Below are 23,651 nucleotides of genomic sequence, written 5' to 3' on the forward strand. Positions count from 1 at the left end.
TCCAGACGCGGCTTTCGCGGTGATGCGCGGTCTTCCTTCACGATGCGTCGTGCAAGAGGTCGGCCGGTGTGTTATGGAGCCCAGGGGCCGGACGGGAAACAGGGCCCTCACGGCGAATCCCGTGCTCGTTCCGGTTACGGCCTCGAATCGAGGTGGATGTGTCCTGTCCCGGATGCGCCCTCCGCTTTGAGAGGCGGTTCCCACGTCCGCGCGGTCGGGCTTCATAGTGCGATGGACTAAGGGCGGATGGGACGTCGTCGCGCTTGGAACGGGCCTTTCGCCCGCGGCCCCGGTGGACGCGGTGACCGACCGGCTCTGCCGCTGCGGCGTTGCGGTCCCGGGGTTGAAGAAGCGGGGCCGGGAGTGGGATTGTGCCGCTTATCCGTAGATTTCGCGATGGGTCGTCTCCCACCTCGTAGCGGACGGATGGCGCATCGTGACTTCCCGTCACTCGGAGGTGGCAACAGATTTTCGTCGGCGGCGGTCCCGCCGTTATCCAGCGACATCGCCGGGGGAGGGCGCAGGTCCCACCCTCCCTGCGGGGTCGTCGGAGCCTCGCGCATTCCCTGGCCAGCGTACGGTAAGTACCGTTACGGCAGGGTTAATCGTTGGGGCGCGGGGTCGGTGCCCCCTGCCTGTTAAGGTCCGTGCGGGCTCTTTTCCGCCCGGAGGCGCGGGCGGGAAAGCGGCCGTGCCCCGAAACCCGGGGCAATCCGCGATCGGCGGCCCAGGTCAGGACCGGTGGGTGGTGACCCCGGTCACGCCGAAATCCCGGCTGCGGCCCCGGCCGCCCGGACAATTTCCCCGGCGGGGGCCCGCCCCGCGTCCGGCGCGCGCCACGGTCATGCCGGATTCGGTGGAGCATGATTACAACGAGTAACCCAGGTTCATCGACTTCATCGCGTGTCTTGAATTGTCATCGGCGGACTTCTCGGTATATCTTTGTCAACCGAATGGAAGTTTGCTCCAGCCGAAAGGTCTGTCCCCATGGCACAGAAGGTCCAGGTGCTTCTCGTCGACGACCTCGACGGTGGCGAGGCGGACGAGACCGTAGCGTTCTCGATCGACGGCGCCTCCTACGAGATCGACTTGAGTGGCGCCAACGCAAAGAAGCTGCGGGATTCCCTGCACCCGTTCGTGGAGAAGTCGCGTAAGGCGGGCACGGGCACCCGTCGGCGCCGCCAGCGCGGCGCGTCCAGCCGCGAGCGCAGTGCCGAGATCCGCGCCTGGGCCAAGAACAATGGCATCAAGGTCAATGAGCGCGGCAGGATCCCGGCCACGGTGATCGAACAGTACGAGGCGGCCAACTGATCCGCCCGTCTCGCCGGCGGCCCGTCTCCGTTCGCGAGGCGGGCCGTTCGCTTGTGGCGTAGCGTCCGGCGGGTTTGCGGGGTCCGCCGGGAGGTAGACCCGGCGCGCGGGCGGAACACCGCTCCATTCGGCAGGCCCCGGACGTGCCTTGATCGACCTGCGAAAACCCCCCGTTCGCTTGGGGCGTAGCGGGAACATGACGCACCGATGCGGTAGTTGGATGAGACTGAACAGCGCTTAGCTGGGGAACGTCTTCTGGTGGGAGTGCACCGGGCGGCCTCCTCGGGGCGGGCTAGCATGCGGAAGGACAGTTCCGGACGTTCCGGACTCTGCCCAACCGCTCTGTGAGGAGCGACGAGATGTTCGAGAGGTTCACCGACCGCGCGCGGCGGGTTGTCGTCCTGGCTCAGGAAGAGGCCAGGATGCTCAACCACAACTACATCGGCACCGAGCACATCCTCCTTGGTCTGATCCACGAGGGCGAGGGTGTCGCTGCCAAGGCACTGGAGAGCCTGGGGATCAGTCTCGAGGCGGTGCGCCAGCAGGTCGAAGAGATCATCGGCCAGGGCCAGCAGGCGCCGTCGGGCCACATCCCGTTCACTCCGCGTGCCAAGAAGGTCCTTGAGCTGTCCCTGCGCGAGGCGCTGCAGCTCGGCCACAACTACATCGGCACCGAGCACATCCTGCTGGGTCTGATCCGCGAGGGCGAGGGTGTCGCCGCCCAGGTCCTGGTGAAGCTGGGCGCCGACCTCAACCGGGTGCGCCAGCAGGTCATCCAGTTGCTGCACGGCTACCAGGGCAAGGAGCCGGCCGCCTCCGGCGGTCCCTCGGAGTCGGCCCCCTCCACCTCCCTCGTGCTCGACCAGTTCGGCCGCAACCTGACGCAGGCCGCGCGGGAGGGCAAGCTCGATCCCGTCATCGGCCGTGACAAGGAGATCGAGCGGGTCATGCAGGTGCTGTCCCGCCGTACCAAGAACAACCCCGTCCTGGTGGGCGAGCCCGGCGTCGGCAAGACCGCCGTCGTCGAGGGCCTCGCGCAGAAGATCGTCAAGGGCGAGGTGCCCGAGACGCTCAAGGACAAGCAGCTCTACACGCTCGACCTCGGCGCGCTGGTCGCGGGCTCCCGGTACCGCGGTGACTTCGAGGAGCGCCTGAAGAAGGTGCTGAAGGAGATCCGCACGCGCGGCGACATCATCCTGTTCATCGACGAGCTGCACACGCTCGTCGGCGCGGGCGCCGCCGAGGGCGCGATCGACGCCGCCAGCATCCTCAAGCCGATGCTGGCCCGCGGTGAGCTGCAGACCATCGGCGCCACCACCCTGGACGAGTACCGCAAGCACCTGGAGAAGGACGCCGCGCTGGAGCGCCGCTTCCAGCCGATCCAGGTCGCCGAGCCGTCGCTGTCGCACACGATCGAGATCCTCAAGGGCCTGCGGGACCGCTACGAGGCGCACCACCGCGTGTCGATCACCGACAGCGCGCTGGTCGCGGCCGCGCAGCTCGCCGACCGCTACATCAGCGACCGGTTCCTGCCCGACAAGGCGATCGACCTCATCGACGAGGCCGGCTCGCGGATGCGGATCCGCCGCATGACCGCGCCGCCGGACCTGCGCGAGTACGACGAGAAGATCGCCGATGTCCGGCGCGAGAAGGAGTCCGCGATCGACGCGCAGGACTTCGAGAAGGCCGCCGCGCTCCGCGACTCCGAGAAGCAGCTGCTCGGCCAGAAGGCGCAGCGGGAGAAGGAGTGGAAGGCCGGCGACATGGACGTCGTCGCCGAGGTCACCGACGAGCTCATCGCCGAGGTCCTCGCCACCGCCACCGGCATCCCGGTCTTCAAGCTGACCGAGGAGGAGAGCACCCGCCTCCTGCGCATGGAGGACGAGCTCCACAAGCGCGTCATCGGCCAGGAGGACGCCATCAAGGCGCTCTCCCAGTCGATCCGCCGCACCCGCGCCGGCCTGAAGGACCCCAAGCGTCCCGGCGGCTCGTTCATCTTCGCCGGCCCGTCCGGTGTGGGTAAGACGGAGCTGTCCAAGACGCTCGCGGAGTTCCTCTTCGGCGACGAGGACGCGCTGATCCAGCTCGACATGTCCGAGTTCATGGAGAAGCACACCGTCTCGCGGCTGTTCGGCTCCCCGCCCGGCTACGTCGGGTACGAGGAGGGCGGCCAGCTCACCGAGAAGGTCCGCCGCAAGCCGTTCTCGGTCGTCCTGTTCGACGAGATCGAGAAGGCCCACCAGGACATCTTCAACTCGCTGCTGCAGATCCTGGAGGACGGCCGCCTCACCGACGCGCAGGGACGCGTCGTGGACTTCAAGAACACCGTCATCATCATGACGACGAACCTGGGGTCCAAGGACATCTCCAAGGGCGTCTCGATGGGCTTCGCCCGTCAGAACGACGAGCAGGGCTCGTACGAGCGGATGAAGGCCAAGGTCGGCGAGGAGCTCAAGCAGCACTTCCGTCCCGAGTTCCTCAACCGCGTCGACGACACGGTGGTCTTCCACCAGCTCACCCCGAAGGAGATCATCCAGATCGTCGATCTGATGATCGCCCGGGTGGACGAGCGGCTCCGCGACCGCGACATGGGCATCGAGCTGCGGCAGGAGGCCAAGGACCTGCTCGCCGAGCGGGGCTACGACCCCGTCCTCGGCGCCCGTCCGCTGCGCCGCACGATCCAGCGGGAGATCGAGGACAGCCTGTCCGAGAAGATCCTGTACAACGAGCTCAAGTCCGGCCAGATCGTGATCGTGGGCACCGAGGGCTCGGGCGAGGACGCCAAGTTCACCTTCAAGGGTGTGCCCAAGCCGTCCACCGTCCCGGACAGCCCGCCGCCCATCGAGGGCGCGGTCAACTTCAACAAGGACTGACCCGCCTCCTCTGAGGCGCCACGAAGGGCCCGCGCCCGTTTCCGGGGTGCGGGCCCTTCGGCTCGTTATCCCCAGAATCCCGTTCGGCTTCCCTCGTCCGCCTCGCCCCCGGAGCATGGATCCCAGCACCGACGAGACCCGGGGGAGTCATGAATCAGCCAGAGACACCGAAGCGTAACGGCCGCACCCGACGGCACCGGCGCAAGATCGGATGGGACGGCACGTCAGGTGAGGCGCCACAAGCGACGGGTCCTCTCCGTGACGTGATCCGCGTCGGCGTTCCCGTGCACCACTCGACGACGAGGCCGGAACCCGACGACCCGGGCCAGAGGCACATCTACCGCCTCACGCCACCAGGAGTCCGGTGGGCGCCCCGCGCGGCGCCGCTCGACTTCCTCATTGCCTCGTTCCGTCGAAGCCGCGAGAGTCGCCCTGACGGCCTGCTTCGACCAGTGCCCCTGCTCACGACGTCGTGGGTTGCCTTTGCGCGATCACTTCTCGTTCTCGCGGCAAGAGTTGCAGCGGCCCTCGGAGGAGCTCGACAGCTTCATCCCGCCCAGCGTCATGCGGCTCAGACGAGCAGCCGAAGCCAGACCGCCCAGATCGTGATCAACCCTGATTTGGACAGTCGTCGAATGTCGGAGGTCCTCCCTAAAATTCGAACATGCAATCGAATGTGCTCGGTTCTGCGGCGGAATTCCAGCGGCGAAAGAAGCACCTCGCGCGGGCCTCCCCGTCCCGCATACGGACCCAGAAGCCACCACGGCTCCCGATCCTGCGATCGCGTCTCCAGGGGGAGTTGCTGGCCCGCCTCCTGCTAGGTCCCCAGCGTGAGATGACAATGCTCGACCTGGCAGTGATGCTCCGCGCCGACCTTGGATCCGTCATGCGCGAGGTGGAGCAACTGGCCCAGGCGGGCGTCCTGACTCTGCGACGCACCCTGGCAGGACGTGTGGTCACCCGAGACATCTCCAGCCCGCTCTACGAACCGCTCGCGCAGCTGATCATGCTGACGTTCGGCCCCGCAACCGTCGTGGCGGAGGAGTTCGGGCGGCTCCCCGCCGTCCAGGAGGTCCACCTGTTCGGAGCCTGGGCCGAGCGCTACGCGGGCGTTCCGGGTGCGTCGCCCGCCGACATCGAGGTCCTTGTCATCGGACGGATCGAACCGGACGCCGCCTTCGACGCCGCCCAGGAGGCCACCGCACGCCTCGGCCTCCCCGTCCACCCGGTCGTCCGGACGGCCGCACAATGGCGGAACGACACAGACCCCTTCCTCCGCGAGATCCGCGCCACCCACATGCTCGATGTAACCCCCCGAAGACTGTCCACGTAACGTCAGGCGATCAAGATCGTTGATCTTTATGGGAGCGGGTGATCAGGCCGACCGGGACAAGTGGGTGCCGGTGTTTCACCGGCCTGCCGGTGCGGCAGTTCCGCCGCCCGGTGCGGATCGTTGCAGGCCGGGGCGGGGATCAGACCGGCACCGGACGACGGCGTCCACCACGCCACCCGCGGCATCGCCCTCATGCACAACCTGGCGATGACCAGCCGATCCGGCGTTGGGCGGCACGTCACCGCGGCACGACCGGTCCCCACGCTCCACCATTACGGGACAGCTCTTAGAGCCGTCCCAGGACAGCCGCACCCCCACAGGAGCGTCCACGTCCTTTGGGGCGGGGTTGGCTTGTGGGGCGGGCTCGGCTTGCGGGGGGCTTGGTCTGTGGGCGGGTTTGGTCTGTCATTGGCCGTGGTCTGTGCATCGGGCTCGGCCCGTACGTCGTGCGTCGGACGTGCCCGGCCTAGACCGTGCGTTGGCCTTGGCTTATGCGTTGGTCCTGGTGCCTGGTGCCTGGTGCCTGGTGCCTGGTGCGGTGGGTGTTCTGGACGGGTGTGGTGGGCGGGGTGGGGGTGGTTTTAGGTCGGGGGGTTGAGCCAGGTGGTGATCTCTTTGTGGAGGCGGGTCTTGGTCGGGGTGGGGGCGAAGGAGGCGTCGACGGCGTTGCGGGCCAGGGTGGCGAGGGCGGTGTCGTCGTAGGCGAAGGTGTCGCGGACGCGGGCGTACTCGGTTGCGAGAGGGGTGGCGATCAGGGCGGGGATATCGGTGTTGAGGGTGACGAGGAGGCCCGCGTCTCGGAGCACGGGGAGGGGGTGCTCGGCCAGGGACGGGGCGAAGCCGAGGGCGACGTTGGAGGACGGGCAGACCTCCAGGGGGATCCTCCGGTCGCGGACCTCCGCCACGAGGTCCGGGTCGTCGAGGACGCGGATGCCGTGGCCCAGGCGTTCGGTGCCGCCGTCCAGGGCCTGGCGGATGCTCGCCGCGCCTTCGCCCTCGCCCGCGTGGTGGACGATGTGGAGCCCCGCGTCGCGGGCGGCGGCGAAGACGTCGGCGAAGGGGGCGGCGGGGAAGGACTCGTCGCCCGCAAGGCCGACCGCCACGACGTCGTCATGGCGTCTGGCCAGGTCGAGGGTGCGCCAGGCGCGGTCGAGCGGGCGGCGGCGGGAGTGGTCGAGGAGGAGGCGGACCTCGATGCCGAACGCCTCGCGTCCCACCTCCAGGCCCTCGCGGACGGCCGTCAGCGGCATGTCGAGGTCGCCGAGGCGTTCGCCGTGCGCGGCGGCGGTGAAGGAAGCCTCGGCGTAGCGGGTGCCTTGGCGGGCCTCGTCTTGGCAGAACTCGTAGGCGATCCGGCGGAAGTCCTCGGGGCGGCGCAGGCATTGGCGGACGAGGTCGTTCTGCGCGAAGAACGCGGCGAAGCCGCCGAACGTGGCGGTGTCGTCGGGCACCCGGACGCCGTTGGCCGCCGCGATGTCCCGGAGCGTGTCCCACCGGACGGTGCTCTCCAGGTGGACGTGCAGGTGGACCTTGGGCAGGGTGAGCAGATCACGCACGGACGAACGCTACGAGGCGTCGGCGACGGCGGGCGAGACATTTTTCCGTGCGATGATTCGGCCGGTGAGCACCCCCGCGTACGGCTTCGAGATCACGGCTTCGTCATGAACCGAGTCTTCCGCGTCGCGGACGGCCGGCGTATCGAGGGCGTGGCGCGTCCGATCTTCATTCACAACTTCTCGTACCACTTGACGAACCTGCTGATCTTCGCGGATGGGGCGATCCACTGCTGGAAGTGGGTGGATCTGGACGGGTTGCGCGCCGAGCTGGAGAGCGGCTGGGTCGTGACGGAAGTGCCCGAGGGCAGTGAGATCAGCGCGTTCGAACTGGGCCGCTGGAAGGCCACCGAGGCGCGGTTCGGCCTCACCGCCGAGATGCTGCTGGCCGAGGTGGCGGACGACATCGAGCGGTTGAACGGCCGTCCGGACTCCACGGGCCGGTGCCTGGCGGTGCTCGACCGCTACCTGGAGACGCGTGAGGAGGACGATCGGCGCGCGCTGCGTGAGACCTACCTGGCGATCCCGTCACACAAGCGGCACTACGCGCTGGGGGACATGGACGCCAAGGATCGTCCGCTCGTCGTGCTGGTCACCGATATCGGTGAGCGGCCGATCGGGGGTTGGTTCCAGGACCAGGACGACACTGTCACCGAGCCCATGCGCGACTGGGCGTTCCAATATTTCGCCGATCGGGGCCAGGCCCGCGTGGAATACGAGAACAAGCGTCCGGCGGACGATCCCGAAGTACCTGCCGCGGGGACGATCCACCTGGGCGGGCTGGTGTTCCCTCAGGGCTGGCCAGAAGACGTGGGCGTCGCCGTGCTCCAGAACGAGTATCCGTCGCCGGTCGAGGTCGGTTCCGTGGTCTACCCGACCGTCACGCATGCCTATTGGGCACTGTCCACGGCCGACCCGGCGGCGCGGGAGCAGATCCGGGCGTCTGAGCGCCCCCATGAGGCCCGGGAGTCGGCTGAGGGCGCCCCACGTGTGGAGAACTGGTCACAGGCGCGGACGGCCGTGATGGCGGGCCTCCTTCGTGCGAAGTTCGCCCAGCATCCCGGACTGGCCGAGGTCCTGCTCGGCACGGGTGACGCGCCGATCGAATACACCGGCCTCGATTCCGACTTCTGGGCTGTGCGCGGGCAGGAGGGCCGGAACTGGATGGGGCGGCTGCTGGAACTCGTCCGTTCCGAACTTCACGCGGGAAGTTCCGGAATCGTGATTCCCGCTACGCCCTGAGACGCAGGTCAGCGCGCGGTGCGGCAGATTCTCAGCGGGCCGGGCCGAGGTCCCCCTATGATCACGAACTCGCGCCGAAAAAGGGGGATCCAATGAGGCGTACGTGGGTGCACGGCACCGCCGGAATCGTGACGGTGGCGGCCCTTGCGGGGTGTTCGAACGGGCAGGCGGCGGTCGATACGGCACGCGTCGCGGACGTGAAGTCGTCGAGCAAGGTCGCGCAGCAGTTGCGGCAGTCGATGAACGGGCTGAAATTCCAGGAGGTCCTCGACACGGCACCGCCGACCTCCGCACAGGTCCGCGCGATGCGGAACCCTGTGGACAAGGAAGCCGATCCGCGGGCGCGGACGTTCGCCAAGGCCGACCCCAAGCCGATCGCGCAGCAGCCGCAGATGGACGCGACCATCATCGAACTGGACAAGAAGGGGCGGCCCGTCTCGTCCGGCACGGTCCTGATGAGCCCGCTCTACAAGAACGGCGTCGTGGTGCCGGTCGACCGGAACCTCTCCACGAAGAGCGTCCGCTGGCGTCAATGGGACGACGCGGGCTGGTACAAGAACAAGGGGCAGGGCACTGTCGACGTGGTCGCGGGCAGGGAGAACGCGCCCATCGACCACATGCTCGACTACCCGGCGTCCGTCCTGAAGCTGATGGTCAATTTCGGAGTTCTCCGCCTGGTCGACCAGGGCAGAATCAAGCTCGACGACACCTACGCCTACAACCCCGCCCAGATCAGCTCCCTCTGCGGCGGTGCCAGCAGCAAGACCATTCGCCAGTACATGGACGCGTCCATCACCTACTCGTCCAATGCCGCGTCCTGCGCACTGATAAAGATGCTGCACGACAACCAGGCGATCGACCCGCTGAACAAGACCTTCCAGGACATCGGACTGGAGACCCTCCAGCTCAAGGGCACCAATCCTGTGAACGGCGGGCGCTGGTCCAACTCCATCACCATGAGTTCGCTCGACACGGCCAAACTGCTGACCCTCGTCAATGGAGCCCCGGGACGCGTGTGGACGTCACCGGCCGGCAAGCCGGTGACGAGCGCGGTGCTGAGTGCCGCGTCCCGCAAGTTCTTCCGTTCCGAACTCGCCCAGCAGGGCTTCAACGACATGTTGTCGTCCGCGAACCGGTGCGGCGGGAAATACCCGGCGCCCGGAATCCCGAACGCCGTGCCGTCCCGCTGGATCGGCGCCGACGGGACGGTGACCGTCGATGGCAACAAGTTCGGTCGCGACGTCCGTCCGTGCACCAAGAAGGCCGAGGTCACGTTCGCGCACAAGACCGGCTGGGTGGACAACACCGCCGCTGACGCGGGCATCGTCCGCGCCCTGCCGGGCAAGGGCGGCCGCAGTTACGTCATCGTCGTGTTCTCGAATCTGGGGACGCAGTACATCGACGCGTCCCGTCCCGCTACTCCGCCCGGCATCTACCCCTACACCTACACCGAGAAGTTCGGGAAGCTGGGCCGTCTCCTGGACACCTACGAAAAACGCCGCCGCTGAAGCGGCGCAATGCGGGCCACCGCCGTAATGCGGGCCGCCGTTTGAGTCGTCAGTGGGGGAGGGCGTAGCGGCCGTCCTGAAGAGGGTCCACCAGGCCATCGGCTATCAGGGCGTCCAAAGCGCGCTCGCGTTGGACGGAGTCCGCCCAGACGACGTCCAACGCGGGCTTCTCCACAGGGCCCTCGGCTTCCCGGAGGACGGAGAGAAGGCGGCCCCGGCATTGGCGGTCGGTGCCCGCGTAGGTCTGGCCGCGCCTGGGCGGCCCGTCGTAGGCGGGCCGCCCGCCGGCATGCCAGGCGCATTTGTCGAGGACGGGGCAGTCGACGCAGCGTGGCGTGCGGGCGGTGCAGACGAGCGCGCCCAGTTCCATGACGGCGACGGCCCAGCGCGCGGCGGTCGGAGGGTCGAGGGGCAGGAGGGACTCGGCGAGCCGGATCTCGGCCTTCGTCTGGCTCTTCGGCGGGTACTCGTCGCCGGTGAGAAGCCGGGCGAGGACCCGCCTGACGTTGGTGTCCAACACGGCATGGCGCTGCCGGAAGGCGAAACTGGCCACCGCGGCCGCCGTGTAGGCGCCGATCCCGGGCAGTGCCAGGAGATCCTCGTGCGACGACGGGACCTCACCGCCGTGCCGCTCGGTGATCGCGCGGGCGCTCTGGTGCAGCCGCAGCGCGCGGCGCGGGTAGCCGAGCCGTCCCCACGCGCGGACGGCCTCGCCGGATGGTTCGGCGGCGAGCGCCGACGGAGTGGGCCAGCGTTTCAGCCACTCTTCCCAGACCGGCAGGACACGGATCACGGGCGTCTGCTGAAGCATGATCTCGCTGACCAGGACGCCCCAGGGAGTGGCGTCGGCGGCGCGCCACGGGAGGTCCCGGGCGTTCGTCTCGTACCAGTCGAGAATCGGGTCTGTGTAAGTGGAGTTCATGGCGGACCGCCATTGTGACATGCGGCGGGTCGCGTCCTCCCCCGGGTTCGCCGAATGCATACTGACCGTATGGGGTCGGATACCGGACGTGACCTGGGCGATTCTGGACCGGACCGGTCCCTTGTGGGGAGGCGACCCCCCACACCCCCCGGACCGGACCGGTCCCTTGTGGGGGGACGACCCCCCACACCCCCCGGAACGGACCGGTATTGGCGGCGCCGGGTCGTCGCGCTGGCCGCAGCCCTCGCCGTCGTGGGCGTCCTGACCTGGGCGTGCACGGGAAACGCCGAGGAGGAGGGACCGGCGGCGAACGCGGGCGACGTGCCACACCGGCCCCCGCCGACGGCAATGCCGACCATCACCGTCACCCGGACGGTCACCCCGTCCCCCGAGCCGATGGCGGACGGCGGCCCCTGTGCGGCGGAGGACCTGGTCGTCAGCCTGACCACGTCCCGCGACACCTACACCGGCCGGGAGGAGCCGCGGTTCCGTGTGTCGGTGGTCAACACGGGGGAGAGCGACTGCTTCTGGGACGCCGGGCCGCTGGACGTCCGCGTCACGTCCGGCCCCGATCGGATCTGGTCCTCGGCGCAGTGCCGCCATGACAGCAGGCCGCACCGGACACTGCGCCGCGGAATCCCCTATGTCGACGGCGTGGCCTGGGACCGCGAGCGCGGCTGCAAGGGCGACGGCGGTCCCGCCCGCCCCGGAACCTACGTCGCGAGCATCAAAGGTGCCGAAAAAGTGATCTTCCACCTCCGCTGACCCCGGTTCGGGCCCCTTTGCCTGCCTTGTCTGCTCAGACCCGCCCGTCCCCGCCTTTCCCGGTTCTCTCCCGCCCTTCCCGGCTCGCAGGTTCCTCTCCGTCTCGTCCGTCGGCCAAGGGAAGGCGCGCGGAAGCGAGTCAGCAGAGCAGGGCGTGCGCGGCGTCCGTGCCTTCGTCGCGGAGTGAGGCGCGCCCGTTGAGGGACCCTGCTGGGCCGAAAACGACGGCATTTGATCTTGGGAGTGCGTTTCCAGCCCTGGCGCGGAGGTTTCGTGCTCGTCCATCTGTCCGGACCGGGGCGAGAGGGCAGGCGATGTTGCCCTTCGTCCTGTTCTGGGTGGCCTTCGGTGAGACGTCGTGGACCGGTAGACAGGGGGTGACGTCCACCGTCAGGAGGCGCCGGTGCGGGAGCAGGCGTCGGCGGGCAGGGAATGCGACGCGCGGAGCGCAGTGCGTGTCGTCCCGCCGCGATCAACGACGCGGGGGACGGGGTGGGAAGTCGTCGGGAGGCGGTCAGACGTAGCGTTCGAGGATGGACGATTCGGCCAGGCGGGAGAGGCCCTCGCGGACGCTGCGAGCCCGGGATTCGCCTACTCCGCCGACGGCCTGGAGGTCGTCGATGCTGGCGGCGAGGAGCTTTTGGAGGCCGCCGAAGTGCTCGACGAGGCGTTCGACGACCATGCTCGGGAGGCGGGGGACCTTGGCGAGAAGGCGGAAGCCCTTGGGGCTGACGGGAAGGTCCAGTGCGTCCGGCCCGGCGAAGCCCATGACCTCGGCGACGGTGGACAGGTCGAGCAACTCGGTGGCCGACAGGACGTCCAGCGCCGAGAGGATGGCGGTGACGCCGCGGGCGCGGGTGTCGGCGGACGGGTAGTCGCGGACGATCAGCTCCCGGTCCACGTCCACGCCGGAGACCAGCTCGTCGAGCTGGAGGGACAGCAGGCGGCCGTCGGTGCCGAGCTCGACGACGTACCCCTCGATCTCGTCGGCGATGCGGCGGACCATCTCCAGGCGCTGGACGACGGCGCTGACGTCGCGGACGGTGACCAGGTCCTCGATCTCCAGCGCGGAGAGGGTCCCGGAGACCTCGTCCAGCCGGAGTTTATAGCGTTCCAGTGTGGCGAGCGCCTGGTTGGCCTTGGACAGGATCGCGGCCGAGTCCTCAAGGACGTAGCGGATGCCGTCGAGGTAGAGCGCGATGATGTGCATCGACTGGCTCACCGAGATGACCGGATGGCCCGTCTGGCGGGCGACGCGCTCGGCGGTGCGGTGGCGGGTCCCCGACTCCTCCGTGGGAAGTGAGGAGTCCGGGACGAGGTGGACGGCGGCGCGCACGATGCGGCTGTGGCTGCTGTCGAGGACGATCGCGCCGTCCATCTTGGCGAGTTCGCGCAGCCGGGTGGCGGAGAACTCGACGTCGAGCTCGAAGCCGCCGGTGCACAGTTCCTCGACCGGTTTGTCGTAGCCGAGCACGATCAGCCCGCCGGTGTGGCCCCTGAGGATCCGCTCCAGTCCGTCCCGGATCTGGGTGCCCGGGGCAACCGCGGCGAGCGTGGCGCGGCGTCGTTCGTCATGACCCTTGTCGTGTGATGGCACCTGGCCCCCGGAGGTCGCTGGACGGCGTCAGTTTACCGAGGAGGGCCGCGGGCTGGTTCCTCCCCTGGTCGCAACGGCCTGACGCGCGGCGTAATACTCTGGCGCCACCAACGTTACGGCGCGGTAAAGGCGACTTGCAGTGCCTGCTGGACGCTGTCCACTTCCATCACCTTCATCCCCTCATAGCTGGACAGCTGCGGATCGGCGCGTTTCAGCGGGGAGCCGTCGGCCAGTTCGAGGGAGCCGCGGGGGACGACGGCGAACTTGAAGCCGAGCCGCGCGGCCTCGGCGAGCCGCCGCTGGACGCCCGGGACGATCCGCGCCTCACCCGCCAGCCCGACCTCCCCGAGCGCGATCAGGCTGTTGGACAGGGCCTGCTCGACGGTGGACCCGGCGACGGCGAGCGCGAGCGCGAGGTCGACGGAGGTCTCGGCGAGCCGGACGCCGCCGACCGTGGAGACGTACACGTCCTGCTCGTGCATCGAGATCTTGCAGCGCTGCGCGAGGACGGCGAGGACCATGGCGACGCGCGAGGTGTCCAGCCCGGAGGTCGCGCGGCGCGGCGCGGGCAGGTGCGACTTGGCGACGAGCGACTGGACCTCGGCGACGAGGGGGCGGCGTCCTTCCAGCGTGACGGTCACGCACGTCCCCGGGACGGGTTCGTCGCGGCGGGTGAGGAACAGGCCGCTCGGGTCCGGGAGCCCGACGATGCCGACCTCGGACAGGTCGAAGCAGCCGAGCTCGTCGGTGGGGCCGTAGCGGTTCTTCACCGCGCGGATCATCCGGAGTCGGGAATGCCGGTCGCCCTCGAAGTAGAGGACCACGTCGACCAGGTGCTCCAGCAGGCGCGGCCCGGCGATGGCGCCGTCCTTGGTGACGTGCCCGACGAGCACGACGGTGATGCCGCGCTCCTTGGCGACGCGGATGAGGTTGGCGGCGACCTCGCGGATCTGCGTGACACCGCCGGGCGCGCCGTCCACCTCGGACGTCCCGATCGTCTGGATGGAGTCGACGACCAGCAGCGTCGGCTGGACGGCGTCGACATGACCGAGAACGGCCGACAACTCTGTCTCCGCCGCCAGGTAGAGGTGATCGGTGATCGCCCCGACCCGGTCGGCGCGCAGCCGCACCTGCTCGGCCGACTCCTCGCCCGTCACGTAGAGGACGGGATTGTGCGGCTCCTTACCCGCCGGCGGCCGCGGGACGTCCGCCCCGTCCGACGCCGGACCCGTGGACGCCAGCGCCGCGACCTCCAGCAGCAGCGTGGACTTGCCGATGCCCGGCTCGCCCGCCAGCAGCAGGACGGCCCCGGGCACGATGCCGCCCCCGAGGACGCGGTCCAGTTCGTCCAGCCCGGTGGGCTTTGTCTTGGCGGAACGCACGTCGACCTGGCCGATGGGACGCGCGGGCGAGCTGACCGGCCCGGCGTTCACCACCCGCGCCGGAGTCGCCGACGCGGCCTCGGTGACGGTGCCCCACGTCTGGCACTCGCCGCAGCGTCCGACCCACTTGGAGGTCTGCCAGCCGCACTCGGAGCAGCGGTAGGCAGCCTTCGCCGTCTTAGCCTTCGCCATCCGCGAAGCCTATGGCCCGCCACCGACACCAGACCCGCCCTCCGCAGAACCCAGGCACGCGCCGTCACCGACCAAGGTTCGAACGCCAAGTGTCGACAACCTTCACGTTGCGATCGCGTCCGAAGGCAGATGCGAGCGGAGCGAGGATCTGATCGCGGAGCGAGCCGTCAAGGCGAGTTCGGAGCGATGCAGCGATCGCCGCGGTGCCCGCCGAAGGAAGGCGCTCAGCGCCTGACGCCAAGGGCACCGCAATAAATTCGCGAGGGACACCGTCACCGACCAAGGTTCGAACATCAGGTGTCGGTGACCTCTACGTTGCGATCGCGTCCGAAGGCAGATGCGAGCGGAGCGAGGATCTGATCGCGGAGCGAGCCGTCAAGGCGAGTTCGGAGCGATGCAGCGATCGCCGCGGTGCCCGCCGAAGGAAGGCGCTCAGCGCCTGACGCCAAGGGCACTGCAGTAAACATGGCGCTCAGCGCCTGACGCCAAGGGCACCGCAATAAAACTCATACGCCTAGGGTGCTGCTGATTAGGGCGTTCACGATTGTGGGGCGTTCCAGCATGGCCATGTGGCCGGCGGTCGGGACGACTTCGAGGCGTGCGGACGGGACGCAGTCGGCGATCTTGCGGCTGTGCCCGACGGGGGTGAGGATGTCGTTCTCCGCGCCGATGACGAGGGTGTCGGCGGCGGCGAGGGCGGTGCAGTCGCTGATCACGTCGGTGGTGATCATCGAGTGGAAGAAGTCGATGAGGGCGTCCATGCGCGTGTCGGCCATCATCCGCTCGGCGAAGGCGATGGCGGCGGGGCCGGCGTCGGGGCCGAAGGCGATCAGGTCCTCCAGGAGGATGGAGCCTTCGCGTCCGAGGTGGCGGACCCTCTCGATGGCGGCGGATCCGGCGCCGAGCGCGCGCAGCGTCCGGGGCAGGAGGCGGTGGGACGCGCGGGCGAGCAGGGCGGGCATGCCGAGGGTGACCTCGCCGAGGCCGCCGGAGGAGGTGCACAGCAGCGCGATGGCGACGATCTTGTCGCCGATGAGGTCGGGGTTCTCGTCGGCGTACCGCATGATCGTCATGCCGCCCATGGAGTGGCCGACGAGGACGACGGGCGTGTCGGCGGGGACGGTGGTCTCGATGACGGCGGCGAGGTCCTGCGCCAGCCGGTGGACGGTGTAGCCGTCGCGGGTGCCGCCGTCCGAGCGGCCGTGGCCGCGCTGGTCCCAGAAGACGAGGCGGCCGTGGGTGCGGAGGGCTTTGCGCTGGAAATGCCAGGAGTCCTGGGTGAGTGTCCAGCCGTGGGAGAAGACGACGGCGAGGTCGGTGCGGTCGTCGCCGTCGACCTCGGCGTACAGGCGTGTGCCGTCGCTCGCGCGGACGGGGACGGGCCGTCCGCGCAAGGAGCCGAAGGGTTCGCCCGCGTGGGGGTCGGGGCGCAACTGGAGGCGGCGCATGGCGCGGCGTTGGGCCGCGAGTCCGGCGCCCGCGCCGGCCGCTCCCATCGCGCCGAGGGTGGTGGCGGCGAGGACGCCGCGGAGGGGTCCGCGCCGTGAGGTGGTGCCAAGGTCGGTACGGCTCGTCCTGGCGGCACGGCCCATGGCCGGTTCCTCCCATTCCTGGGTACGGGCACCGGCCGGGGGTCGGGGGGACGGCGCCGCGAACGCCTGCGAAATCCTATTGTTGTACAAGGAGTCCAGTAAGGCCATGGCGGGTCCCCCTGTGTGACCGATCAGTCACTGACTCAGGGGCAACGCCACCACAGATTGACCGCGTAGTCCACCTCAAGCCCGTCGTGCTCGCGCAGGCACGCGTCCGCGAGGTCCGGGGGGAACTCGATCCGCAGGACGGCCGCGAGGTCCTCGCGGCTCTGGAACGACCACCGGATCATCAGGGGCTCCCGGGTGTAGCCGCGCCGCGTCCAGAACCGCTCCACCGCCCGCGGGTCGTATTTCGGCAGGCTCCGACGGAACCACCCGCCGAACGTGGACCGCGTCGCGTCGTTGTCGATGATGAAGATCGCGCCGCCGCGCCGCACCACCCGGTCCAGTTCCGCGAGGCCCGGTTCGCAGCCCGGCCCGAAGAAGTACGCCCACCGGACGTGCACGACGTCCACCGACGCGTCCGGCAGCGGCAGCGCCTGCGCCGCGCCCACCCGGACCGCGACGTTCGGACGGTCCCGCACCCGGCGCCGCGCCGCCGCGGCGAGGCCCGCATGAGGCTCCACGCCGATCACGTGCTCCGCCTCGTCCGCGAAGAAGGGCAGGTGGAAGCCGGTGCCGCAGCCGAGGTCGAGCACCGTCGCCCCCGTCCACGGGCGGACGGCCCGCATCGCCGCCTCCAGCACCCCGTCCGGATCGACCGCGCGGTTCTCCACTTCGTACACCTGCGGGGAGTTCCAGATGTTCGGGCTCGGTACGGCCCCCGGAGCTATCTCGGCCACGCGAGCAGAGCGTAGCGGCCCCCCGCGCCGGGCCCCGCGAAGGCAACGAGGATCACTAAAAGCGAGGGTTTGATCGCCGCTGAGTGCGCATAGGCTTTCCGATACGAACATTGCCGAGCGAGCATTCCTGGCGAGGGAGCCTTGACCCCGCAGCACAACGGTGCACTGCCCTTCGGAGAGAGGACCCCGGTCCTGCGCGTGCCGGACGCGCCGATCACGCTGTCCACCGCGTCGGTCTACCCGGAGAAGGTCCCGAGCGCCTTCGAGATCGCCGCGCTGCTGGGGTACGACGGTGTCGAGGTCATGGTCTCCACCGACGCGTCCTCCCAGGACCTCAACGTCCTTCGCCGCCTCTCCGACTATCACCAGGTGCCCATCAGGTCGATCCACGCGCCCTGCCTGCTGCTCACACAGAGGGTCTGGGGGCGTGAGCCATGGGGAAAACTGGTGCGCTCCAAGGAGGTCGCAGAGGAACTGGGCGCGGACGTCGTCGTCGTCCACCCGCCGTTCCGCTGGCAACGCGACTACGCCAAGGAGTTCGTCGAGGGACTCGCCCGCATGCAGGACGAGACGGACGTGCTGTTCGCCGTCGAGAACATGTTCCCGCTCAAGGCGCGCGGCGCCGAGGCGGGCATGTACCTCCCCGACTGGAACCCCGTCGACCAGGACTATCCGTACGTGACGCTCGACCTGTCCCACACCGCCGTCTCGGGCTCCGACGCCCTCGAAATGGCGGGCGGCCTCGGTGACCGGCTCCGCCATGTGCACCTGGCCGACGGGATAGGCATCACCAACAAGGACGAACACCTCGTCCCGGGACGAGGCAACCAGCCCTGCGGTCTGCTGCTGGAGAAGCTCGCCGAGACCGCCTTCCGCGGGAACATCGTCCTGGAGGTCAACACCCGCCGCGTCTCCAGCCGCGCCGAGCGCATGGAGGACCTTGCCGAGGCCCTCGCCTACGCCCGCCTCCACCTCGCCGCGGCCCACCGCACCTGGGAAGTCAGCCCGGCGGGCGAGGTCACCCGCAGGGGAGCGCGGTGACCCAGGCGGCACGGCCCGCCCGGGGCCGCGGCCCCGGCCGCCGCCCCGGCCCCACCGAGACCCGCGAGACGATCCTCGCCGTCGCCCGCGACCTGTTCGCCGAGAAGGGCTACGACGGCGCCTCCCTGCGCGCGATCGCCCGCGCCGCCGGCGTCGACCCCGCCCTCGTCCACCACTTCTTCGGCAACAAGGAGGGCGTGTTCATCGAGGCCATGCGCTTCCCGGTGGACCCGGCCGTCGTCCTCCCCCGCGTCCTCGCCTCCCCCCGCGACCGGCTCGGCGAGACCATGATCCGCACCTTCCTGGAGGTCTGGGGCGACCCCGACCGCCGCGCCCCCATCCTCGCCATGCTCCGCTCGGCCATGACCAACGAGCGCGCCGCCGCCCTCATGCGCGAGTTCATCACCTCCGCCCTGTTCGGACGTATCGGCCAGGCCACCGGCGTCCCCCTCCTCAACGCCCAGGCCGCCGCCGGCCAGATGATCGGCCTGATGATCCTCCGCTACGTCCTCCAGGTCGAGCCGATCGCCTCCGCCACAGAGGACGAACTCGTCACCCTGATGGCCCCGACCTTGCAGATCTACCTGGGTTAGTTCCTGCCGGGGGGGCTGGTTCTCATCGGGGTGCGCCCCCCGAACCCCCCCGGCTGCGCGGCACGGGTGTCTCCTCCACTGCGCTCGCTGCACTCGCTTCGTTGCGGGGACGCGGCGCGCCGGGCATGCCCGCTCCGCTCGCTGCACTCGCTCCGCGTGCCTGTCCCGTAACCGGTGGCTGAGCTTCAAACCGTCGGCTGAGGTCCAACCTGCGTTTCCCGCGAACCAGCGCCCCGGGAGGAGCCGGGACTTGACCCCGGTGGGGTCTGGGCTTAAATTCAACACATGATGAGTTCTAGTCCGGCGGTCAGTGTGCGGGACCTGCGGGTGGTGCGCGGGGGGCGGGAAGTGCTGCATGGGCTGTCCTTCGACGTGCCTCTGGGCTCGGTCGTGGGGTTGCTCGGCCCGAGCGGGTGCGGGAAGACGACGTTGATGCGGGCGCTGGTCGGTGTCCAGGTCGTCCGGAGCGGGGCGGTGACGGTGCTCGGGGAGGAGGCCGGGTCGCGGGGACTGCGGCGGAGGGTCGGGTACGCGACGCAGACGCCGGCGGTCTATGCGGATCTGAGCGTCGCGGAGAACATGCGGTACTTCGCGTCCGTGCTGGGCGCGCCGCGTGGGGACGTGGCGCGGGTCATCGACGAGGTGGGGCTCGGCAAGCACCGGGACCAGGTGGTCTCGACGCTGTCCGGTGGGCAGCTCAACCGGGTGAACCTCGCGGTGGCGCTGCTCGGGACGCCGGAGCTGCTCGTCCTGGACGAGCCGACCGTGGGCCTCGATCCGGTGCTGCGGCAGGAGCTGTGGGAGCTGTTCCGCGAGCTGGCGGACCGGGGCACGACGCTGGTCGTGTCCAGTCACGTCATGGACGAGGCGGGACGCACCGACCGGCTGCTGCTGATGCGGGAGGGCCGCATCCTCGCCGACGGCTCGCCCGAGGCGCTGCGGTCCCGGACGGGCGCGGCGGACCTGGAGGAGGCGTTCCTCCAGTTGATCAACGAGAGGGCGGAGAGCCCGGCATGAGCCTCGCGATCACGCTGGCGACGATGCGGCGCATCCTCGCCCAGCTCAAGAACGACCATCGCACGCTCGGCATGCTCATCGGCGTGCCCAGCCTGCTGATGATCCTGCTGCGGTACGTGTTCGACCAGCCGGTGGTGTTCGACCGGGTGGGCCCGATGCTGCTCGGGCTGTTCCCGTTCCTGATCATGTTCATCGTGACGAGCGTGGCGACGTTGCGGGAGCGGACGGGCGGGACGCTGGAGCGGCTGATGACCATGCCCGCCGGCAAGCTGGACCTGCTGTTCGGGTACGCGCTGGCGTTCGGGGTCATCACGCTGGCGCAGGTCGGCGTCGTGCTGCTGATCTCGCTGACGTGGCTCGGGCTCGACCTGAGCGGCTCGCTGGCGTCGCTGGTGCTCGTGGCGGTGCTGGACGCGCTGCTCGGCATGGCGCTCGGGCTGTTCGCGAGCGCGTTCGCGCGGACGGAGTTCCAGGCCGTGCAGTTCATGCCGGCGTTCGTGCTGCCGCAGCTGCTGCTGTGCGGGCTGATCATGCCGCGGGACGACATGGCGCCGTGGCTGGAGGCGATCTCCCGGGTGCTGCCGCTGACGTACGCGGTGGACGGCATGCAGGAGATCAGCCGGGTGCCGGACTTCACCGGGACCCTCGCGGCGGACGTCGCGGTCGTCGCGGGGTTCACGTTCGTGGCGCTGCTGCTCGGCGCCGCGACGCTGCGGCGGCGGACCGCCTGATCCGGACACCTGCGCTGATCGGTGCGTTCCGGTCGGGATCGGCTGGTAATCTCCGGCGCCATGACCCCCCGAGACCCCTCCGGACCGCCTGCGCCCGACCTGTCCCCGCCGCCGCACAAGGGTGCGGACGAGCCGTCGGGTCTCAGTGCTCTCGGGACGCTCGGCGGTCCGGACGACGAGGGCGGCGGGGGGCACCGCAAGCCGCGCAGGCGCCGCTGGCCGCGGGTCCTGATCGCGGTGGGGGTGTTCTTCGCGCTGGTCGTGGCCGGTCTGGGCGGGCTGGCGTGGCAGCGGCAGTCGTCCTACAACGGCAACATCGACCGGATCAAGGGCGTGATGCCGGACGAGGGCGCCGGCCGGCCGGGCCCGAACGTCGCCGGTACCGAGAACTGGCTCCTGGTCGGGTCGGACTCGCGGGCGGACGCGTCCACGACCGGGGACGGGGGGCAGGTGTGGAAGCCGGGCCAGCAGCGCACGGACACGATCATGCTGCTGCACCTGCCCGCGGATCGCAGCAAGGCGTACGTGGTCTCGTTCCCGCGCGACTCCTGGGTGGAGATCCCCGGCTACGGCAACCAGAAGATCAACGCGGCGTTCTCGTTCGGCGGGCCGAAGCTGCTCATCGAGACGATGGAGAACCTGACGGGCGTCCGCGTCGACCACTACGGCGCGATCGACTTCGAGGGGTTCAAGTCGATGACGGACGCGCTCGGGGGCGTCACCGTCGACATCAAGCAGAGCGTGTACGACCCGGCCCGCAAGGTGAGCTGGACGGCGGGGCGGCAGAAGCTCGACGGGGAGAAGGCGCTGCTGTTCGTCCGGCAGCGGTACAACCTGCCGAACGGCGACTTCGACAGGATCAAGCGGCAGCAGGCGTTCCTCAGCGCGCTCGCCAAGCAGGCGGCGGCCGGGGGGACGCTCACCAACCCGCTGAAGCTCGACCGGTTCCTGTCGGCGTTCACGAAGTCGATCAGCGTGGACGAGAGCGTGTCGGGCGGGAAGCTGCGGTCCCTCGCGCTGAGCCTGCGGCATCTGCGCGCCTCGGATGTGACGTTCATGACGACGCCGTTCCGGGGGACCGGGATGCGCGGCAAGCAGAGCGTCGTCCTGCTGGACCCCGCCAAGTCGAAGGCGCTGTTCAACGCTGTGAAGACGGCGGGGATGCCCGAGTACGTCCGGCAGCACGGGGGCGGGAACAGCCTCGGCACCGTGTCGTGAGCCCGGTCCCGCTCCGGGCATACCCTGGGGGCGAGGACGCAGGACGAGGGGTTCACCAGTGCTTCGACAGGCGTTGCTGGCGGCGTCGCGCAGTGGCGGCGCGCGCAGGGTCGTGGAGACCGCGCCGTTCACCCGCGACGTCGCCCGCCGGTTCATCGCGGGCGAGACGATCGAGGACGCGGTGCGCGTCACGCGGGAGCTGACCGGCGAGGGGCTGCTCGTCAGCGTGGACTTCCTCGGTGAGGACACGCTCGACCGGAAGGGCACCGGGGCGAACGTCCGGCGTTACATCGAACTGCTCGACCGGCTCGGCGCAGCGCGTCTCGGCGCGCGCGCGGAGGTGTCGGTGAAGCTGTCCGCGATCGGGCAGCCCGTGGACGAGTCGCTCACCCTGGACAACGCGCGCCGCATTTGCACGGCCGCACGCTCGGCCGGTACGGCGGTCACGGTCGACATGGAGGACCACACCACGGTCGACTCCACGCTCGGGATCGTCCACGAGCTGCGCAGGGACTTCCCCGACACGGGCGCCGTCATACAGGCGTACCTGCGGCGCGCGGAGGAGTATTGCGCCGAACTGTCGTACGAGGGTTCGCGCGTACGTCTGTGCAAGGGCGCGTACGCCGCTCCCGACGACGTGGCCTTCAGCGGCAAGGAGGACGTCGACAAGTCCTTCGTCCGCTGTATGAAGATCTTGATGGCGGGCAAGGGCTACCCGATGCTGGCCACGCACGATCCGCGTCTGATCGACATCGCCGGGGCGCTGGCCGTTCTGGACGAACGCGACGCCGACGCCTTCGAGTACCAGATGCTCTACGGCGTCCGCCCGCAGGAGCAGAGGCGGCTCGCCGGGCAGGGCGCGCAGGTCCGCGTGTACGTCGCGTACGGCGAGGACTGGTACGGGTTCTTCATGCGGCGCCTCGCCGAGAGTCCCGGCAACCTCCGGCTCCTGGCGCGCTCGCTCGTCGGCCGCGGCTGACCCGGTCCGCGGCTGACCCGCTCCGCGGCGGTCCGCTGCGTGGTGCCCGTCCCGCGGCGGGCCGTGCCGGGCGCGGCTATAGGGTGGACCGGTCGTTGAAACCCCACGTCAAGGTATGTCGATGATCGCGATTCTGGGTGCCGGGAAGATGGGCGAGGCGCTGCTGTCGGGCGTCCTGCGGGCCGGCCGCCGCCCGTCGGAGCTGATGGCGACCGCGCGCCGTGAGGAGCGCGGGGCGCTGCTGCGCGAGCGGTACGGCGTCGAGATCGTCACGAACGTGGAGGCCGCGGAGCGCGCGGGCACCCTGGTCCTCGCGGTCAAGCCGCAGGACATGGGCGCGCTGCTGGACGAGGTGGGCCCGCACGTCCCGCCGGGGCGGCTGGTGGTCTCGATGGCGGCGGGCATCACGACCCCGTTCATCGAGCAGCGGCTCCCGGACGGCGTCCCCGTCGTGCGGGTCATGTCGAACACGCCCGTGCACGTGGACGAGGCGATGAGCGTGATCTCCGCGGGGGCGCACGCGGGCGAGGAGCACCTGAAGCTCGCCGAGGAGCTGCTGTCGCCGGTCGGGAAGGTGCTGCGCATCCCCGAGTCGCTCCAGGACGGCGCGACCGCCCTGTCCGGCAGCGGCCCCGCGTACTTCTACTTCCTCGTCGAGGCGATGGTGGACGCGGGCATCCTGCTCGGGATGCCGCGGGCCGCCGCGCTGGAGATGGTGATCCAGTCCGCCGTGGGCGCCGCGGTCATGCTGCGGGACTCCGGGGAGCATCCCGTCCTGCTGCGCGAGGCCGTCACGTCCCCCGGCGGGACGACGATCGCGGCGATCCGGGAGCTGGAGCGGCACGGGGTCCGCGCCGCGGTCCTGGAGGCCATCGAGGCGGCCCGGAACCGGGGGCAGGAACTGGCCGGCGGCTGATCCCGGCCCGGGGCGCGCGGGTGAGGCTAGGACGCGCCGGAATG

General features: G+C 69.8%; 19 protein-coding genes. 13 read left to right on the forward strand and 6 right to left on the reverse strand.

What is annotated here, in order from left to right:
- The first annotated feature begins 987 nt into the window (after positions 1-987).
- The 3 genes from AGRA3207_RS23495 to AGRA3207_RS23505 all read left to right on the forward strand — a co-directional run bounded on the left by AGRA3207_RS23495 (position 988) and on the right by AGRA3207_RS23505 (position 5,517).
- Positions 988-1,311 (forward strand): histone-like nucleoid-structuring protein Lsr2, encoded by a 324-nt coding sequence (locus tag AGRA3207_RS23495; RefSeq protein ID WP_067466973.1) that lies wholly within the window; start codon positions 988-990, stop codon positions 1,309-1,311.
- A 359-nt stretch (positions 1,312-1,670) separates the two neighbouring features.
- A complete protein-coding gene (locus AGRA3207_RS23500) occupies positions 1,671-4,184 on the forward strand; it encodes an ATP-dependent Clp protease ATP-binding subunit (RefSeq protein ID WP_231329204.1) in 2,514 nt (837 codons plus the stop codon).
- 841 nt (positions 4,185-5,025) lie between these two features.
- Positions 5,026-5,517, forward strand: coding sequence for a hypothetical protein (locus AGRA3207_RS23505; protein ID WP_231329205.1), 492 nt, complete (start codon positions 5,026-5,028; stop codon positions 5,515-5,517).
- 581 nt (positions 5,518-6,098) lie between these two features.
- Here AGRA3207_RS23505 and add read toward each other — a convergent pair.
- Entirely contained in the window at positions 6,099-7,073 is a 975-nt protein-coding gene (gene add, locus AGRA3207_RS23510) for an adenosine deaminase (protein WP_231329206.1), read from the reverse strand.
- Between add and AGRA3207_RS23515 the strand changes: the two genes are divergently transcribed.
- Positions 7,029-8,312: an NADAR family protein gene (locus AGRA3207_RS23515; RefSeq protein ID WP_231329207.1), complete on the forward strand. Its 1,284-nt coding sequence runs from the start codon at positions 7,029-7,031 to the stop codon at positions 8,310-8,312. The two genes, add and AGRA3207_RS23515, sit on opposite strands and share 45 nt — an antisense overlap.
- 92 nt (positions 8,313-8,404) lie before the next feature.
- Complete coding sequence (locus AGRA3207_RS23520; protein WP_231329208.1) at positions 8,405-9,820, forward strand: serine hydrolase; 1,416 nt, start codon at positions 8,405-8,407, stop codon at positions 9,818-9,820.
- 49 nt (positions 9,821-9,869) lie between these two features.
- Here the strand turns inward: AGRA3207_RS23520 and AGRA3207_RS23525 are convergent, their stop codons facing one another.
- On the reverse strand, positions 9,870-10,742 hold the full coding sequence (locus tag AGRA3207_RS23525; RefSeq protein ID WP_231329209.1) for an HhH-GPD family protein: 873 nt from the start codon (positions 10,740-10,742) through the stop codon (positions 9,870-9,872).
- A gap of 168 nt (positions 10,743-10,910) precedes the next feature.
- Between AGRA3207_RS23525 and AGRA3207_RS23530 the strand changes: the two genes are divergently transcribed.
- A complete protein-coding gene (locus AGRA3207_RS23530; protein ID WP_231329210.1) occupies positions 10,911-11,507 on the forward strand; it encodes a hypothetical protein in 597 nt (198 codons plus the stop codon).
- Positions 11,508-12,021: 514 nt separating this feature from the next.
- Here the strand turns inward: AGRA3207_RS23530 and disA are convergent.
- The 4 genes from disA to AGRA3207_RS23550 form a co-directional block, all read right to left on the reverse strand.
- On the reverse strand, positions 12,022-13,104 hold the full coding sequence (disA, locus tag AGRA3207_RS23535) for a DNA integrity scanning diadenylate cyclase DisA (protein ID WP_231329211.1): 1,083 nt from the start codon (positions 13,102-13,104) through the stop codon (positions 12,022-12,024).
- Positions 13,105-13,217: 113 nt separating this feature from the next.
- The gene (gene radA, locus AGRA3207_RS23540) at positions 13,218-14,678 is read right to left on the reverse strand and encodes a DNA repair protein RadA (RefSeq protein ID WP_231329212.1); all 1,461 of its coding nucleotides are present in this window, start codon (positions 14,676-14,678) and stop codon (positions 13,218-13,220) included.
- A gap of 506 nt (positions 14,679-15,184) precedes the next feature.
- On the reverse strand, positions 15,185-16,270 hold the full coding sequence (locus AGRA3207_RS23545; RefSeq protein WP_231329213.1) for an alpha/beta fold hydrolase: 1,086 nt from the start codon (positions 16,268-16,270) through the stop codon (positions 15,185-15,187).
- A 143-nt stretch (positions 16,271-16,413) separates the two neighbouring features.
- Positions 16,414-17,112 (reverse strand): class I SAM-dependent methyltransferase, encoded by a 699-nt coding sequence (locus tag AGRA3207_RS23550; RefSeq protein WP_231329214.1) that lies wholly within the window; start codon positions 17,110-17,112, stop codon positions 16,414-16,416.
- Positions 17,113-17,253: 141 nt separating this feature from the next.
- Here AGRA3207_RS23550 and AGRA3207_RS23555 point away from each other — a divergent pair, with 141 nt between their 5' ends.
- The 7 genes from AGRA3207_RS23555 to proC all read left to right on the forward strand — a co-directional run bounded on the left by AGRA3207_RS23555 (position 17,254) and on the right by proC (position 23,607).
- Positions 17,254-18,153, forward strand: a complete 900-nt coding sequence (locus AGRA3207_RS23555) for a sugar phosphate isomerase/epimerase family protein (RefSeq protein WP_231329215.1) — start codon at positions 17,254-17,256, stop codon at positions 18,151-18,153.
- Positions 18,150-18,746: a TetR/AcrR family transcriptional regulator gene (locus AGRA3207_RS23560; protein ID WP_231329216.1), complete on the forward strand. Its 597-nt coding sequence runs from the start codon at positions 18,150-18,152 to the stop codon at positions 18,744-18,746. The genes AGRA3207_RS23555 and AGRA3207_RS23560 overlap by 4 nt, the downstream gene beginning before the upstream one ends.
- 285 nt (positions 18,747-19,031) lie before the next feature.
- Positions 19,032-19,763: an ABC transporter ATP-binding protein gene (locus tag AGRA3207_RS23565; protein ID WP_231329217.1), complete on the forward strand. Its 732-nt coding sequence runs from the start codon at positions 19,032-19,034 to the stop codon at positions 19,761-19,763.
- Positions 19,760-20,494 (forward strand): ABC transporter permease, encoded by a 735-nt coding sequence (locus AGRA3207_RS23570; RefSeq protein ID WP_231329218.1) that lies wholly within the window; start codon positions 19,760-19,762, stop codon positions 20,492-20,494. The genes AGRA3207_RS23565 and AGRA3207_RS23570 overlap by 4 nt, the downstream gene beginning before the upstream one ends.
- 60 nt (positions 20,495-20,554) lie before the next feature.
- Complete coding sequence (locus AGRA3207_RS23575) at positions 20,555-21,712, forward strand: LCP family protein (protein WP_231329219.1); 1,158 nt, start codon at positions 20,555-20,557, stop codon at positions 21,710-21,712.
- Positions 21,713-21,770: 58 nt separating this feature from the next.
- Positions 21,771-22,691, forward strand: coding sequence for a proline dehydrogenase family protein (locus AGRA3207_RS23580; RefSeq protein WP_231329220.1), 921 nt, complete (start codon positions 21,771-21,773; stop codon positions 22,689-22,691).
- 121 nt (positions 22,692-22,812) lie between these two features.
- Positions 22,813-23,607, forward strand: a complete 795-nt coding sequence (gene proC / locus AGRA3207_RS23585) for a pyrroline-5-carboxylate reductase (RefSeq protein ID WP_231329221.1) — start codon at positions 22,813-22,815, stop codon at positions 23,605-23,607.
- Positions 23,608-23,651 lie beyond the last annotated feature (44 nt).

It is taken from the genome of Actinomadura graeca (assembly GCF_019175365.1).
Taxonomy (GTDB): Bacteria; Actinomycetota; Actinomycetes; order Streptosporangiales; family Streptosporangiaceae; genus Spirillospora; species Spirillospora graeca.